Consider the following 13,529-nt stretch of genomic DNA (forward strand, 5'->3'; position numbering starts at 1 on the left):
GCCTGGATGCTGCTGCTGCACAGCCCGGCTGCTGCCCGGACTTCGCGGCTTCGCGCGGTCAGCTCACTGGTAGACGTGGGGAGCGAGGATCCCGACACAGTCGAGGTTGCGGTACTTCTCGGCGAAGTCCAGGCCGTAGCCGACGACGAACTTGTTCGGGATGTCCATACCGACGTACTTCACGTCGATGTCGACCTTCACGGCGTCGGGCTTGCGGAAGAGCGTGCAGATCTCCAGTGAGGCCGGACCGCGGGATTCCAGGTTGGTCTTCAGCCAGGAGAGCGTCAGTCCGGAGTCGATGATGTCTTCGACGATGAGCACGTGGCGGTTCATCAGGTCGGCATCGAGGTCCTTGAGGATGCGCACCACCCCGGAGGACTTGGTGCCGGAGCCGTAGGAGGACACCGCCATCCAGTCCATGGTCACGTGTGAGCGCAGCGCGCGGGCCAGATCGGCCATGACCATGACCGCGCCCTTGAGGACACCGACCAGCAGGACGTCCTTATCCGCGTAATCACGGTCGATGACGGCTGCAAGTTCTTTGATCTTCGCGTCGATCTCGTCCTTGGTGTAGAGCACCTCGGTGAGATCTGCTTTGACATCCTGAGCATCCATGGGTGGTGTCCAGCTCCTAATAGATAAGTCTCGCGTTCCTCAGTTCAGGCGTGGAACGATGACAAGTTTCGCATAGTCCGGGCTCCCCCGCGTCCCTCGGTGCGCACTGACCCCGCCCTCCAGCTCGATCGGGCCCGCCGATCCGGTCCTGCCCAGCAGCTTCTCCACGGCCATCAGCCGCTCGAAGGAGGGGTTGGCGCCGCCGGCTGCGACCACGGCGAGCGCGATCACCCGGCGGCGGATCGCCGGCGGTGCGGCCAGCAGCGCTTCGAGCTCCATGCGCAGCTGGCCCTCCGGTCCCGGGTCGTGGAGCAGCTGCGCGAAGCTGGCCTTGGCCTGCTGGTCCAGATGGTCGGCGTCCTCGGCGGCGATCTGCGCGGTGCGCGCCAAGGACTCGCGGATGGAGCCACTGAGCTGCGACTCCAGGTAGGGCAGGATCTCGGTGCGGACCTTCGAGCGCAGGAACCGGGGGTCGGAGTTGGCCGGGTCCTGCCACGGGCGCAGCCGGGCGTGGGCACAGATCTCCTCGGTCTGCTCCCGGGTCAGGCTCAGCAGCGGACGTCGAAACGGTCCGCGCACCGCAGGGATCCCGGCGAGGCTGCGGGTCCCGGAGCCGCGGGCGAGGCCGAGCAGCACCTGTTCGGCCTGGTCGTCGCGGGTGTGGGCGAGCAGGATCCGGGTGGCTCCGGTCTGGGTCAGCGCCTGGGCGAAGGCGCGGTAGCGGGCGGTGCGCGCCGCCGCCTCGGGGCCCTCCGCGGAGTCGGGGTCCACGCTGGCCCGCACCGAGAGCACCGGATCCAGTCCCAGGCCACGCAGCTGGGCGGCCGCCGTCGCGGTGACCGCCTCGCTGTCCGGGTGCAGCCCGTGGTCGACCACGACGGCGCCTACTCGGGCCGGTGCGCCGGCACGCTCGCCGTCGGGGCGCTTGGTGTCCTTCTCCCCCGCGAGGCGCCGCTGGTGGAAGGCGGCGGCTGCGGCCAGGGCGAGGGAATCCGCCCCGCCGGAGCAGGCCACCAGGTTCAGCCCCGCGGGATCCAGGGCGGCTTCCACGGCGCGGCGCGCCCGGTTGACCGAGTCGGGGAAGCGGGGGCTCACACCAGCCCCATGCGCTCGATCCATTCCTGCGGGTGGTGCAGCTCCTGCTCGGTGGGCAGATGCGCCGGGGACTCCCAGATGATGTTGAACGAGTCCATGCCGATGGTGTCCACGATGTGGCCCACGAACTTCTGCCCGTCACGGTACTGCGCGGCCTTCACATCGAGCTGGAGCAGCTTGCGGATGAACTTCTCCAGCGGGGTGCGGGTCTTGCCGCGAGCCTCGAAGCGGCGTCGGATCGTCTTCACGGTGGGCACGATCGAGGAGTCGACCCCGTCCATGATGACGTTGGCGTGGCCCTCGAGCAGGCTCATCACGGCCGTCAGGTGGGACATGGTCTCGCGGTCCTGCGGGGTCTGGATGACCTCGACGAATCCGCGGCCCGCCCGGACCGCCTCGATGACCTCCCCGAGCCGGTCCCCCAGCCCGGAGGCCATGCCCATGGTGGAGGAGCTCAGCTCGGTGATCTTGGACTTGAGGTGATCGGCGAGCCAGGGAGCGGCGGCGAACTGCACCCGGTGGGTCTGTTCATGCAGGCACACCCAGAGCCGGAAGTCCTCGGGCACCACGTTGAGCTCGGTGGTGATCTCCGCGATGTTCGGGGCCACCAGGATCAGCCGATTCTGAGTGAACGGATCGAACTGCCCGAGCACGTGGGCGGAGAGGAAGGCCAGCACCGCGCCGAGCTCTGCGCCGGCGAAGGAGGAGCCGTAGACCTGCGCGCTGGAGCCTTCCTTGCCCAGCTCGGGCTTCTGCTCCAGAGCGATCTTCAGCGCCGGACCCAGCAGCTCTCGGAAGCTCTCCACATTGGCCTTGGACCAGGTGGCGCGGTCCACCACGAGGGTCTCGGCGGGATCGGCGCCGAGGCTCCGGGCGGCCTCGAGCCCGGTGATCCGATGCACGTGGTCCACGGCCTCTGCGGCCGCGCTGCGCAGCGCGGCCACCTCCTGGCTGACCTGGGCGGCGCTGAACCGGGGTCCTGCCGGAGCCACGCGTGCCGCTGTAGTGGTGGCGAGCTCCCAGTTGATCATCAGGTCACTGGCTCGGGCCGCGGAGATGCTGTTCATCCATCCATCACACCACAACAACAGCGGCCGCGTGAGCGTCTCGCCAGCCGAGGCCCCGCAGCTGGAGACTCAGCCCATCACCCGTCCGGTGATCTGGTCCAGCAGCCTGTCGCTGAGCATCCGGCGGCCGAAGAGTCCGGCCCAGGCCAGGTGGCCCTGCGCGTAGCGGGTGCGAGGACGTGAGGAGCGCGCGGCGCGCTCGATGACCCGAGCGATCAGATCGGGCCCGGAGGCGCGGCGTTGCACGCCCTCGGGGTTGAGGATGCCGCGGGCCAGGCGCTCGACCCGGTGCGCATAATGCCCCTCTCCGGAGGCGGTGCGCGCCGCGAGGAGCGCATTGGCGCCCCACTCGGTCTTGATCGCGCCGGGCTGGACCACGACCACGCGAACCCCGAAGGGGGCCACCTCCTGGCGCAGCGAGTCGCTGAAACCCTCCAGCGCGAACTTCGTGGCGTGGTACCAGCCGCCCATCGGTCCGGCGACCCGTCCTGCCACGGAGGAGACGTTGATGATGGTGCCGGTGCCGTGGGAGCGCATCATCGGCAGACTCAGCTGCACCAGTCGGGCCAGGCCGAAGAGGTTGACCTCGAACTGGCGGCGAGCCTCCTCGATCGGGACGTCCTCCACGGCTCCGAAGGCGCCATAGCCGGCGTTGTTGACCAGCAGGTCGAGGCGTCCGGTGTCCTCGCGAATCTGCTTGAGCGCGGTGTTCAACGAACCCTCGTCGAGCAGATCCAGCACCAGCGGCACGACGCCGTCGCCGCGCAGCTCCTCGAGTCGTTCAGCTCGGCGCGCGGCGCCGTAGACGTGGTACCCGGCGGCGGCGAGCCTGCGCGCGGTCGCGGCGCCGATCCCGGAGGAGGCTCCGGTGACCAGGGCGACGGGCTGTGGGGAGGTCATGCGGAAGGCCTTTGCGTGAAGTGGCGGCGTGGTCTGCGAGCGCACAGGGTGAGCAGGTCGGGCGCGGGCGGGTCGGGCGCGGGCGGGCGCGCGAGCGCCGCGGGCACACATCGAGTGGGCGTTCTGCGGCGGATTCCCGGTCCAGAACGGTGGGAGAGCCCCGCAGAACGCCCACTCGATGAGAAGTGGAGCTGGATCAGCCCTTGAAGCGCTCGATGGAGCGGGTCAGCTCGGCCTCGGCCTCGGCGCGGCCGGCCCAGCCCTCGATCTTGACCCACTTGCCGGGCTCGAGGTCCTTATAGCGGGTGAAGAAGTGCTCGATCTCCTGGCGCGTCCACTGGTCCACATCCTCGAGCTCCTGGATGTGATCAAAGCGCTTGTCCTTGGGCACGCAGAGCAGCTTGGCGTCGCCGCCGCCGTCGTCGGTCATGTTCAGCACGCCCACGGGGCGGGACTCCACGACGACGCCGGGGACCAGGTCCACGCCTGGGATCCAGACCATCGCGTCCAGCGGGTCGCCGTCCTCACCGAGGGTGTCATCGAAGTACCCGTAGTGGGTGGGGTACTGCATGGGGGTGAAGAGCACGCGGTCGAGCCGGAGACGGTGGGTCTCGTGATCGATCTCGTACTTCACGCGTGAGCCTTCGGGGATTTCGATGGTGACGTCGTGGGTCAGGGTCACGGGTTCTCCTAGTGTTGAGCGTCAAGAGCACTGCTGCGCGGCCGCGTCGGGGCCCTGGGGCCCGCGCGTCCGCTTCCACGGCCAAGCGTACACATTGCGCCCGGTCGCCGGTCCTCGTCGCACACGGTGATGGATCCGCGTGACACACGGCGATGGATCCGCGTGGCACACGGTCACGACTGCTCGCCGCTGCCCAGGATCTGCATCTCGGTGCCGAGCTGGGTGCTCAGCGTCCTGGCCCCGGCGCGGAGGCGAGCGGTGACGGAACGGGTGCTGTGTCCGGGCTCGGGGAAGACCCGGTTGATCTGCAGCACCGGGCCCACGCGCTGGAGATCCACCCTGCCGACCAGTTCGGTGCCGGAGAGCACCGCCATCACATAGTGGCCGTAGCGCCGCTTGTCCCTGGGCACATAGGCCTCGAAGGTGTAGTCGAAGTCGAAGATCCGCCGCGCCCGGCCGCGGTCGCGCAGCAACGGGTCGAAGGGGCCGATGAGCCGGGACTGTGCCGCCGGGGCGGTGCCGGCCGCAGCCGCAGCCTGCTCGGGCAGCCCCGGACGACAGTAGCCGAGGTCCTTCCACCCGGGGACCTGCAGCGCCGTGAGTCCGGCCAGCTCGATCCCGCGAGCGGCGTCGGCGGTGGAGAGGTGGTAGTGGTGGGCGAAGTCGGCCACGGTCATCACCGCCAGCGTGCCGGCGGCGCGGCGGGCGAGGTCTCCGCGCAGCTGCTCCGGCGGCAGCTGGGCGGCCTCCAGGATCGGGGCGGGCAGCGCGCGTTCGGGCAGGTCGAAGAGCCGGATGATGCCGTTGCGCGCGGTGATCACGAGCTCCCCGGTGCGAACCATCAGCTCTGCGGCGTGCTTGATCTCCGACCAGTTCCAGCCGGTGGTGCGCGTGGCGCCCATCGCGGCTTCGATCCCGCCGATCTGGATGCCGTTCTGCGCGGCGGCGACCACCTCACGGATCTGCGCGCGCATCCGCGGATCCAGGCGCTGCGCGTAGGTCTCGCGGACACGTTCGCGGCGCAGCTGCAGCAGCGGCCAGTCCTCGATCGGGAACAGGCAGGCCACCTTGGTGAAGGCCTCGAAGGAGACCGGTGTCCCATGCAGCGGGGCTCCTGCGGGCCAGAGCGAGGAGTCGATCTCCTCGGCCCGGGCGCTGCGCGGCAGACGGGTCAGCGTGGTGAGCCGCTGGGCGGTGGAGACCCGGGTGAGCGGGTCCAGCTGGATCAGTCCGATGCCGCGCAGCACCTCGGCCGCATCGGCGTAGGACCCGGGGCCGGCGGGGGCGGGGATGTGCTGGGCAGCTGTGACGACGGCGCGCACCCAGTCGGTGCTCACCGGCAGCGCGGGCTCAGTCATGGCCGAAGAACGTCCTGAGCTCTGCATTGCCGGAGACCTGGACCTGGAAGGGCGGGCGGAGCAGGTCGTTCTTCGGGAGCCGGAACAGGTGCTCCCATTCAGGCTCGACTCCGTGGGCGTCGGGGACCCGCCGGGTGCCGGAGGTGAAGTAGCCCAGGGATTCGGAGACCCGCCGGGAGCGTTCGTTCCAGGTGTAGGCCCCGGATTCGGCGTATTCGGCGCCGAAGTGATCAAAGGCCCAGAGCAGCATCGCGGCCCGGGCCTCGGTGCCCAGACCCTGACCCTGCCGGTCCGCGCGGAGCCAGCTTCCGGAGCTGATCGTGCGCAGGATCGACCAGTCATGGGCATAGCAGTCCTGCATCCCGATCAGCTCCCCGGGGGCTGTTCCCTCGGGGCTCCCGGAGCCGGCCGGATGCTTGAGGAAGACCCCGAGTGCCAGGTGCCAGTGATCCGGGCCGATCGCGGAGCGGGTGGACCACAGGAACGGCAGCGAGGACTTGACCAGCTCCTCCGGGCGCTTCTCGTTCCAGGCGAAGCGGAAGGGGTTCCTGCTGGTCTGCGTGACCCCGGAGGCCGCGGCGTCAGCGTAGGCGGGGAAGTCGGTCTCGCGCACGACCCGCAGCTCCAACCGAGGGGAGGCGATGCGCAGACCGAAGGGCGGCCAGAGCTCCTCCAGGGTTGTCGCGGGGGTCACCGGGGACTCGCTGGGCTCAGACATCCCACGATCCTAACCTCGGCGCGCGATCGAGCAGTGTCCCCGCTCACACGTTGACGCGTACTATGTCTGGCATCACATCAATCGCACCGTAACCGGCGCCTGCCCGCGCGCAGGCGCCCCTCAATGAGGAGGACACGATGGACGGGGTCAATTCTCTGGTCATCGCCGTGATCGGCATCGCCATGATGCTGAGCGGCTATTTCCTATATTCGCGGTTCCTCGCGAAGAAGGTCTACAAGCTCAACGCTGAGTTCAAGACGCCTGCACACCAGTTCAACGACGGCGTGGACTACGTCCCCACCAACCGCTACGTGCTCTGGGGCCACCACTTCACCTCGGTGGCCGGCGCCGCACCGATCGTGGGCCCGGCCGTCGCCGTGATCTGGGGCTGGCTGCCGGCGTTCCTCTGGGTCACCATCGGCACCGTGTTCATCGCGGGCATGCATGATCTGGGCGCGCTCTGGGCCTCACAGCGCAACCGGGGGCAGTCGATCGGCACGCTCTCGGGCCGCTACATCAGCGCCCGCGGCCGCAACCTGTTCCTGGTCGTGGTCTTCCTGCTGCTGCTGATGGTGGTCACCGCCTTCGCCGTGGTGATCTCGAACCTGCTGGTCGCACAGCCGGGCGCCGTCATTCCCACCTGGGGCGCGCTGATCGTCGCCCTGGCCGTGGGCCAGGCGATCTACCGATTCCGCTGGAACCTGCTGGCCGTGACCGCGGTCGGCGTCATCGCCCTCTACGGGCTGATCATCCTGGGCAACTCGTATCCGATCGAGCTGCCGGAGAGCACCTTCGGTCTCGCGCCCAACGGCGTCTGGATCATCGTGCTCTTCCTCTACGCCGGCATCGCCTCGCTGCTGCCGGTATGGGTCCTGCTGCAGCCGCGTGACTACATCAACGGTGTGCAGCTGTTCATCGGTCTGGGCATCCTCTACGGCGCCACCATGTTCGCCACCCCGACCATCGTGGCACCGGCGATCAACACGAACATCCCGGAGGGCACGCCCTCGATGATTCCGCTGCTCTTCGTGACCATCGCCTGCGGCGCGATCTCCGGGTTCCACGGCACCGTGGCCAGCGGCACCACCTCCAAGCAGCTCGATCGAGAGACCGATGCCCGGTTCGTGGGCTACTTCGGCGCCGTCGGTGAGGGACTGCTGGCACTGGGCGCGATCATCGCCACCACCGCCGGGTTCCAGACGCTCGCCCAGTGGGAAGAGGTCTACGCCACCTTCAACGACAACCCGGTCGGGAACTTCGTCGAGGGCGGCGGCGCCATCGTCAACGCCGGCCTCGGCATTCCGGTGGACCTCTCGGCCACCATCCTGGCGACCATGGCGGTGCTCTTCGCCGCGACCACCATGGATACCGGCGTGCGCCTCATGCGCTTCGTGGTCCAAGAGATCGGCGAGCTGGCCAAGATCCGGATCGGCGTCATCGCTGCGACGGTCGTCGTGATCCTCGTCGGCGGCGGCCTGACCTTCTCACAGGGCGCCGACGGCTCCGGCGGCATGCTGATCTGGCCGCTGTTCGGCACCACCAACCAGCTGCTGGCCTCGCTGACCATGGGCATCATCGTGGTGATGCTGATGCGCAAGAAGCGCCCGTTCCTGCCGGTGCTGATCCCGATGGCGTTCGTGCTCGTGATGAGCTCCTGGGCGGCGGTGGTCCAGGTCTTCAGCTTCTTCAACGAGGGCGAGTGGCTGCTGTTCTCCATCAACGTGGTGATCATCTTCGCCGCGATCTGGGTCCTGGCGGAGTGCATCATGTCCATGAAGCGGGCCTGGAGCGGAGAGAAAGAGCCCGAGGACGACGTCGCGCTCACCGCAGAGGAGAAGCTGCCCCTGCGCTGAGCCAGCGGTCGAGCACCCCATCCTCATCGAGTGGGCGATCTGAGTGATTCTTCGGGCCAGAATGCCCGCTGGATCCGCTCGGATCGCCCACTCGATGCGTTTCTGGCGATATGCCCAGCCCTGGCGCAGAGGTGCCAGGGGCTCGGGCGTGCAGAGGCGTGACCCCAGGCGTCAGTCCTGTTCCAGGAGGCTCCGCAGCACAGGCACCAGGCCGTCTTCCTCCACCGGGGCGGTGAGCTCGTCGGCGACGTCGATGACCTCCTGGGGCGCCTGCCCCATGGCCACTCCGCGAGCCGCCCAGCCGAGCATCTCGATGTCGTTGCGTCCGTCTCCGACGGCCACGGTGTCCTCGGCGGGCACCGCAAGCCGTTCGCGCAGCGCTTCGAGGGAGGATCCCTTGGTGACGCCGGCGGCGGCGATGTCCAGCCAGGCCGACCAGCCCACCGAGTAGGTGACTCCATGGAGTCCGATGCTCTGCACCGCGGTGGCGAATTCCTCGGCGGTGGACTCGGTGGAGTTGACCACCAGGCGGACCGCCTCGGCCTCCTTCATCTCCTGGAAGCTCACGCCACGGGCATCGAGGCCGAAGGACATGTCTTCGAAACGCTCGGTGGAGAGGAAGTCCCCGACGGAGGTCTCGATGGCGTAGCGCGCGTTCGGCAGCCGGTCCATCAGCGCGTCGAGCGCGGGGGCGGGATCGAAGACCCTCCGGTCCAGGACCTCGTAGCCGTCTTCCAGAGACACATCGATCCGCACGGTGACTCCACCGTTGCTGCACACCGCGTAGCCCTGCTCGATGCCGAAGGTCTCGACCACCGGAAGCGTGGCCGGCAGCGACCGCCCGGTGGAGACCACGACCGTGTGACCCTCGGCCACCAGGGCGCGACCGGCCTGCTTCACGGCCTCGGACATCCGCCCGTCATGGAAGACGATCGTGCCGTCCACGTCGAGGCAGACCATCTTCTTCCCAGGCGTATGGGAGAAGCTGCCGCCCGCGCCGGCCGGCGGGATCGAGAACTCTTCAGAAGTTGTCATTGCCGATGTATTCATTGTCATCACACTCGCTCAGAAGGGGTAACCGGTCATTATGCCTCATCGATCAGTCTCACACCGTCGCACCCCCTGGTTCGGCACGAATAGGCCGAACTATGGCCTTTTGGGTACTGTTGCCCCACATGTAACTTCACGTTTCACTGCCGCCGTCCGCCTGGTCCTCAGCCGGGTGGGGCAGTGCCAAGGGAACGCGGAGGTCTGCGACCTTCGTAGGAGGCACCACAAATGGACGCGACGAACTCGGTATCCATCACCGGCGGCGGATACGCGGCGCAGATCAGCCTTCTCGGCGGTCAGCTGCTGAACCTCACACATCAGGAGGACGAGCTCATCGTGCCCGCCGCCAAGACGGAGGGCGCCTTCGCCGGGGCCGTGCTCGCGCCCTGGCCCAACCGGACCAAGGGCGGCCGCTACACCTTCAACGGGGTGGAGCATCTGCTCCCGGTCAACGAAGAGGCCACCGGTGCCGCGCTGCACGGACTGCTCATCGACCTTCCGCTGCGCGTGGTCTCGCAGAAGGAGTCCGAGGTGCAGCTGGCGGGCTGGCTCGAGAGCTCGGAGGGGTACCCCTTCGGCCTGGACATCGCCCTGACCTACCGAGTCTCCGCCGACCTCGGCCTCGCCGCGACGCTGATGGCGCGCTACCGCCCCGAGGAGCTGGCCGAAGATGCCGCTCCGGACCAGGATGCCCCGCTGGCCGAGTCCGAGGACACCCTCGAGCCTGCCGAAGGCCTCGAAGTCGCGGACCTTCAAACGCCGGATGACGCGGGCAACCAGGACGCCGACACAGACCGGACCGAGTCAGAAGCGCCCGACGGTGAGGCAGCCGAGGCCGAGGGCGCGGACACAGAAGCCGAGGTGTCCGAGGACGCCGAGGGCGAGGACACAGAAGCCGAGGCGACCGAGGACGAGGGCACAGAGGACGAGGGGCCCGAGGGCGCGTCCACCGAGACCGATTCGTCCACGGCGCCCGAGGCGACTGACACCGATCCATCCCCCGCCCCGGTTCCGCAGACCGCGCCCTTCGGCGCCGGCTTCCATCCGTACCTGACGGCCGGCGGGGCCTCGCTGCGGGAATGCCGACTGCGGCTTCCCGCACGGACCCTGCTCAAGACGAAGTCCGACGGCACCGTGACCGGTCGCAAGACGGTGGCTCAGGACTTCGATCTCACCCACGGTCCGCTGCTGTCCGGGCGCACCATCGATCACGCCTTCACCGACCTTCCCGAGGAGGGCTGGACGGCGGAACTCATCCACGGCCCTTCGGGGTTCGTGGTGCGCATGATCGCCGATTCGCCCTGGGTCCAGGTCTACACCGGTGAGCGGATCGACCGGGCCGGCATCGCCGTGGAACCGATGACCTGCCCGCCGAATGCACTCAACAGCGGCGAGGACCTGATCCACCTGGAACCCGGGAAATGGTTCCGCATGGGCTACAGCATCGAAGCGATCCGCGCCGGCTGAGCCGGTTCACCCGGGCTGCGGGATCCACTGCAGCGGGGCGTCCACCACGCATCGCATCGCGCGCAGCGCTCCGCCGGTGGCGGCCGGCGCCGCCTGGGACGAGGCGGTGCGCACCCGGAAGGTGCTCCACTGTGCCGAGAGCACCCGGGAGTTGAGCTCCTTCTCGATCCGGGGCCGCAGCATGTCCGCCAGTGGACCGTAGACCCCGCCGAGCACGATGTCGTGGACGTCGAGCAGGTTCATCGCCCCGGCCAAGGCCACGCCGAGCGCCCATCCGGCGCGGTCGATCGCCTCGCAGGCGATCCGGCCGGCCTCGTCCTCGCGCTGACTGAGCTCCACCAGGTCTTGGGCGGTGGCGGTGCGTTCCATCCCGGCGGCCGCGAGCAGCGATCGCTTCCCGGCGTAGGTCTCCAGGCAGCCCAGCGCCCCGCAGCCACACTGCGGGCCCTCGGGCTCCACCGAGATGTGCCCGATCTCCCCGGCCCATCCGTGCTGTCCGACGTCGACCACTGATTCGATGACCACGGCGGCGCCGATGCCCATCTGCGCCGAGACGTAGAGGAAGGTCTGCTCCTGCTGATCCGCCGCCGCGAGCTCCTGCGCCACCGCGAGCGCGGCCAGCTTGGCCTCGTTCGCGGCGTGGATGAATCCGCCGAAGGCATCACGGTGCTCCCCCACCAGCAGCGGCACGGCGTCCACGCCGCGCCAGCCGAGGTTCGGGGCCAGCACCAGCGAGTGCTCGTCGGCGCCGATCAGACCGGGCAGCGCCAGGACGGTGCCCACCACGCGCGCCCCGCGGGCGGTGGCCTGCTGGGCCACGCGCAGCGCCATCGCCCCGGCCTGGGGCAGCACCGCGGAAGGATCCGAGCCGCGGAAGTCGCCGTCGATGATCTCCTCGGCCAGGGTCTCTCCGGTCAGGTCCAGGGCACGCGCGGCCATGAAGTCCACGCTGATCTCCACGCCGAGCCCGGCCAGGGTCGCCCGCGCCGGGTGCAGCGGCACGGCGGGGCGGCCACGGGAGCCGCCTCCCACGGCCGGGGAGCCCTCCCGGATGATCCCGGCGGCGAGCAGGTCATCGACCAGCCGGGAGACCGTGGAACGGGTCATCCCGGTGCGCGTCGCCAGGTCGGCCCGGGAGAGCGGCTCCACGGCGGAGAAGATCTCCTCGGTGAGCAGCAACAGGTTCGACTCGCGCAGGGACTCCTGACGGGCACCGGGACGCGAGGACTGGTCACTCGGGCCGCCCTCCGCGCGCGGGGCGCGGGAGAAGTCGCCATGGTCGTCTCCGGAGCTGCGGCCCAGCCGGGCCAGCGAGCCGCGCGAGGTCACGCCGAACGCGGTGCTGGGCCTGGGTCCTGCGGTCCGGCGGGTAGTGTCTTGGGTCACGGACTTGATCTTAGCCCCATTAGGATTTAGGTTACATCTAGAAACAAAATGAGTGCCGGGTCACAGCCTTCCCGGTGCACCCCGGAACCATACCTTTTCCTTGCAGGAGGCCCCCATGGCATCGACGCCAGCATCTGACTACAAGCTCTCCTTCGGTCTCTGGACCGTCGGATGGACCGCGCAGGACCAGTTCGGGTCGGCCTCCCGCCCCGAGTTCGAGCCCTGGGAGTACCTTCCGAAGCTGAAGGAGGCCGGCGCGTCCGGTGTCACCTTCCACGACGACGACGTCGCCCCCTTCGGCACCGATGACTCCGCGCGGGAGAAGTACTTCACCCGCTTCAAGGAGGTCGCCGATGAGGTCGGCCTGAAGGTCGAGATGGTCACCACCAACACCTTCTCCCACCCGGTCTTCAAGGACGGCGGGCTCACCTCGAACGATCGCTCCGTGCGCCGCTTCGGACTGCGCAAGCTGCTGCGCAACGTCGACCGCGCCGCCGAGTTCGGCGCCGAGACCTTCGTGATGTGGGGCGGGCGTGAAGGCGCCGAGTATGACGGTTCCAAGGACCTCTTCGCCGCCCACGAGCGCTACGCCGAGGGCGTGGACACCATCGCCAGCTACATCAAGGACAAGGGCTATGACCTGCGCATCGCGCTGGAGCCCAAGCCCAACGAGCCGCGCGGCGACATCTTCCTGCCCACCATCGGCCACGCGCTGGGCTTCATCGCCCAGCTCGAGCACGGCGACATCGTCGGACTGAACCCGGAGACCGGCCACGAGCAGATGGCCGGACTGAACTTCACCCACGGCATCGCCCAGGCGCTGTGGGCCGGCAAGCTCTTCCACATCGACCTCAACGGTCAGCGCTCGATCAAGTACGACCAGGACCTGGTCTTCGGCCACGGCGAGCTGGCCTCGGCGTTCTTCACCATCGACCTGCTGGTCAACGGCTTCCCCGGCGGCGGCCCCAGCTACGACGGCTGGATGCACTTCGACTACAAGCCCTCCCGCACCGACTACGTCCAGGGCATCTGGGACTCAGCGAAGGCCAACGTCGAGATGGTCACCATGCTCGCGGACAAGTCCAAGGCATTCCGCGCGGACCCCGAGGTCCAGGCCGCCCTGAAGGCCTCCGGGGTCTACGAGCTCGGCGAGACCACCCTGGCCGCCGGCGAATCGCTCACCGACTTCCTGGCCGACACCTCCACCTACGAGAACTTCGACGTGGACAAGGCGGCCGAGCGCAACTACGGCTTCGTGAACCTCAACCAGCTGGCCATGAAGCACCTGATCGGCTGAGCCTCAACGGTTCTGCCGAGCCTCGGCTGAGCCTCAGCGGT

12 protein-coding genes are annotated in these 13,529 nt (G+C 68.8%); 3 read left to right on the plus strand and 9 right to left on the minus strand.

Translation table 11 applies throughout. From position 1 onward, the window contains the following. Window positions 1-63: 63 nt before the first annotated feature. From hpt to I2487_RS07300, 7 genes are all read right to left on the minus strand, one after another. Window positions 64-615 carry a hypoxanthine phosphoribosyltransferase gene (gene hpt, locus I2487_RS07270; RefSeq protein WP_207171282.1) on the minus strand — a complete coding sequence of 184 codons (552 nt, stop codon included), beginning with the start codon at window positions 613-615 and terminating at the stop codon, window positions 64-66. Window positions 616-654: 39 nt separating this feature from the next. After that, entirely contained in the window at window positions 655-1,710 is a 1,056-nt protein-coding gene (tilS, locus tag I2487_RS07275) for a tRNA lysidine(34) synthetase TilS (protein WP_345941357.1), read from the minus strand. Next, on the minus strand, window positions 1,707-2,777 hold the full coding sequence (locus I2487_RS07280; RefSeq protein WP_207171280.1) for an Rv3626c family coenzyme F420 biosynthesis-associated protein: 1,071 nt from the start codon (window positions 2,775-2,777) through the stop codon (window positions 1,707-1,709). Before I2487_RS07280 ends, tilS begins: the two co-directional genes overlap by 4 nt. A 69-nt stretch (window positions 2,778-2,846) precedes the next feature. Continuing rightward, window positions 2,847-3,677, minus strand: a complete 831-nt coding sequence (locus I2487_RS07285; RefSeq protein WP_207171279.1) for an oxidoreductase — start codon at window positions 3,675-3,677, stop codon at window positions 2,847-2,849. A 196-nt stretch (window positions 3,678-3,873) separates the two neighbouring features. Further along, window positions 3,874-4,353, minus strand: a complete 480-nt coding sequence (locus I2487_RS07290; RefSeq protein WP_058888177.1) for an inorganic diphosphatase — start codon at window positions 4,351-4,353, stop codon at window positions 3,874-3,876. Window positions 4,354-4,532: 179 nt separating this feature from the next. Then, entirely contained in the window at window positions 4,533-5,717 is a 1,185-nt protein-coding gene (locus tag I2487_RS07295; protein WP_207171278.1) for a DNA glycosylase AlkZ-like family protein, read from the minus strand. Next, the gene (locus tag I2487_RS07300) at window positions 5,710-6,435 is read right to left on the minus strand and encodes a GNAT family N-acetyltransferase (protein WP_207171277.1); all 726 of its coding nucleotides are present in this window, start codon (window positions 6,433-6,435) and stop codon (window positions 5,710-5,712) included. Before I2487_RS07300 ends, I2487_RS07295 begins: the two co-directional genes overlap by 8 nt. 137 nt (window positions 6,436-6,572) lie before the next feature. Between I2487_RS07300 and I2487_RS07305 the strand changes: the two genes are divergently transcribed. After that, window positions 6,573-8,288 carry a carbon starvation CstA family protein gene (locus tag I2487_RS07305; protein WP_207171276.1) on the plus strand — a complete coding sequence of 572 codons (1,716 nt, stop codon included), beginning with the start codon at window positions 6,573-6,575 and terminating at the stop codon, window positions 8,286-8,288. A gap of 171 nt (window positions 8,289-8,459) precedes the next feature. On the opposite strand, the gene I2487_RS07310 is transcribed toward I2487_RS07305, so the two are convergent. Next, window positions 8,460-9,323: an HAD family hydrolase gene (locus I2487_RS07310; protein ID WP_518523706.1), complete on the minus strand. Its 864-nt coding sequence runs from the start codon at window positions 9,321-9,323 to the stop codon at window positions 8,460-8,462. 243 nt (window positions 9,324-9,566) lie between these two features. On the opposite strand from I2487_RS07310, the gene I2487_RS07315 reads away from it, so the two are divergent. Further along, window positions 9,567-10,805: an aldose epimerase family protein gene (locus tag I2487_RS07315; RefSeq protein ID WP_207171275.1), complete on the plus strand. Its 1,239-nt coding sequence runs from the start codon at window positions 9,567-9,569 to the stop codon at window positions 10,803-10,805. A gap of 6 nt (window positions 10,806-10,811) precedes the next feature. Here I2487_RS07315 and I2487_RS07320 read toward each other — a convergent pair whose 3' ends face one another. Beyond that, window positions 10,812-12,191, minus strand: coding sequence for an ROK family protein (locus I2487_RS07320; protein ID WP_207171274.1), 1,380 nt, complete (start codon window positions 12,189-12,191; stop codon window positions 10,812-10,814). Window positions 12,192-12,306: 115 nt separating this feature from the next. On the opposite strand from I2487_RS07320, the gene xylA reads away from it, so the two are divergent. After that, window positions 12,307-13,488, plus strand: a complete 1,182-nt coding sequence (xylA, locus tag I2487_RS07325; protein WP_133725684.1) for a xylose isomerase — start codon at window positions 12,307-12,309, stop codon at window positions 13,486-13,488. Window positions 13,489-13,529 lie beyond the last annotated feature (41 nt).

This window comes from Nesterenkonia sp. E16_10, assembly GCF_017347085.1.
GTDB lineage: Bacteria > Actinomycetota > Actinomycetes > Actinomycetales > Micrococcaceae > Nesterenkonia.

Coding starts and splice junctions, on each gene's coding strand:
- xylA (WP_133725684.1), top strand. CDS start 12,307: ATGGCATCGACGCCAGCATCTGACTACAAGCTCTCCTTCGGTCTCTGG.
- I2487_RS07315 (WP_207171275.1), top strand. CDS start 9,567: ATGGACGCGACGAACTCGGTATCCATCACCGGCGGCGGATACGCGGCG.
- I2487_RS07285 (WP_207171279.1), bottom strand. CDS start 3,677: ATGACCTCCCCACAGCCCGTCGCCCTGGTCACCGGAGCCTCCTCCGGG.
- I2487_RS07280 (WP_207171280.1), bottom strand. CDS start 2,777: ATGAACAGCATCTCCGCGGCCCGAGCCAGTGACCTGATGATCAACTGG.
- hpt (WP_207171282.1), bottom strand. CDS start 615: ATGGATGCTCAGGATGTCAAAGCAGATCTCACCGAGGTGCTCTACACC.
- I2487_RS07310 (WP_518523706.1), bottom strand. CDS start 9,323: ATGACAACTTCTGAAGAGTTCTCGATCCCGCCGGCCGGCGCGGGCGGC.
- I2487_RS07295 (WP_207171278.1), bottom strand. CDS start 5,717: ATGACTGAGCCCGCGCTGCCGGTGAGCACCGACTGGGTGCGCGCCGTC.
- I2487_RS07300 (WP_207171277.1), bottom strand. CDS start 6,435: ATGTCTGAGCCCAGCGAGTCCCCGGTGACCCCCGCGACAACCCTGGAG.
- I2487_RS07305 (WP_207171276.1), top strand. CDS start 6,573: ATGGACGGGGTCAATTCTCTGGTCATCGCCGTGATCGGCATCGCCATG.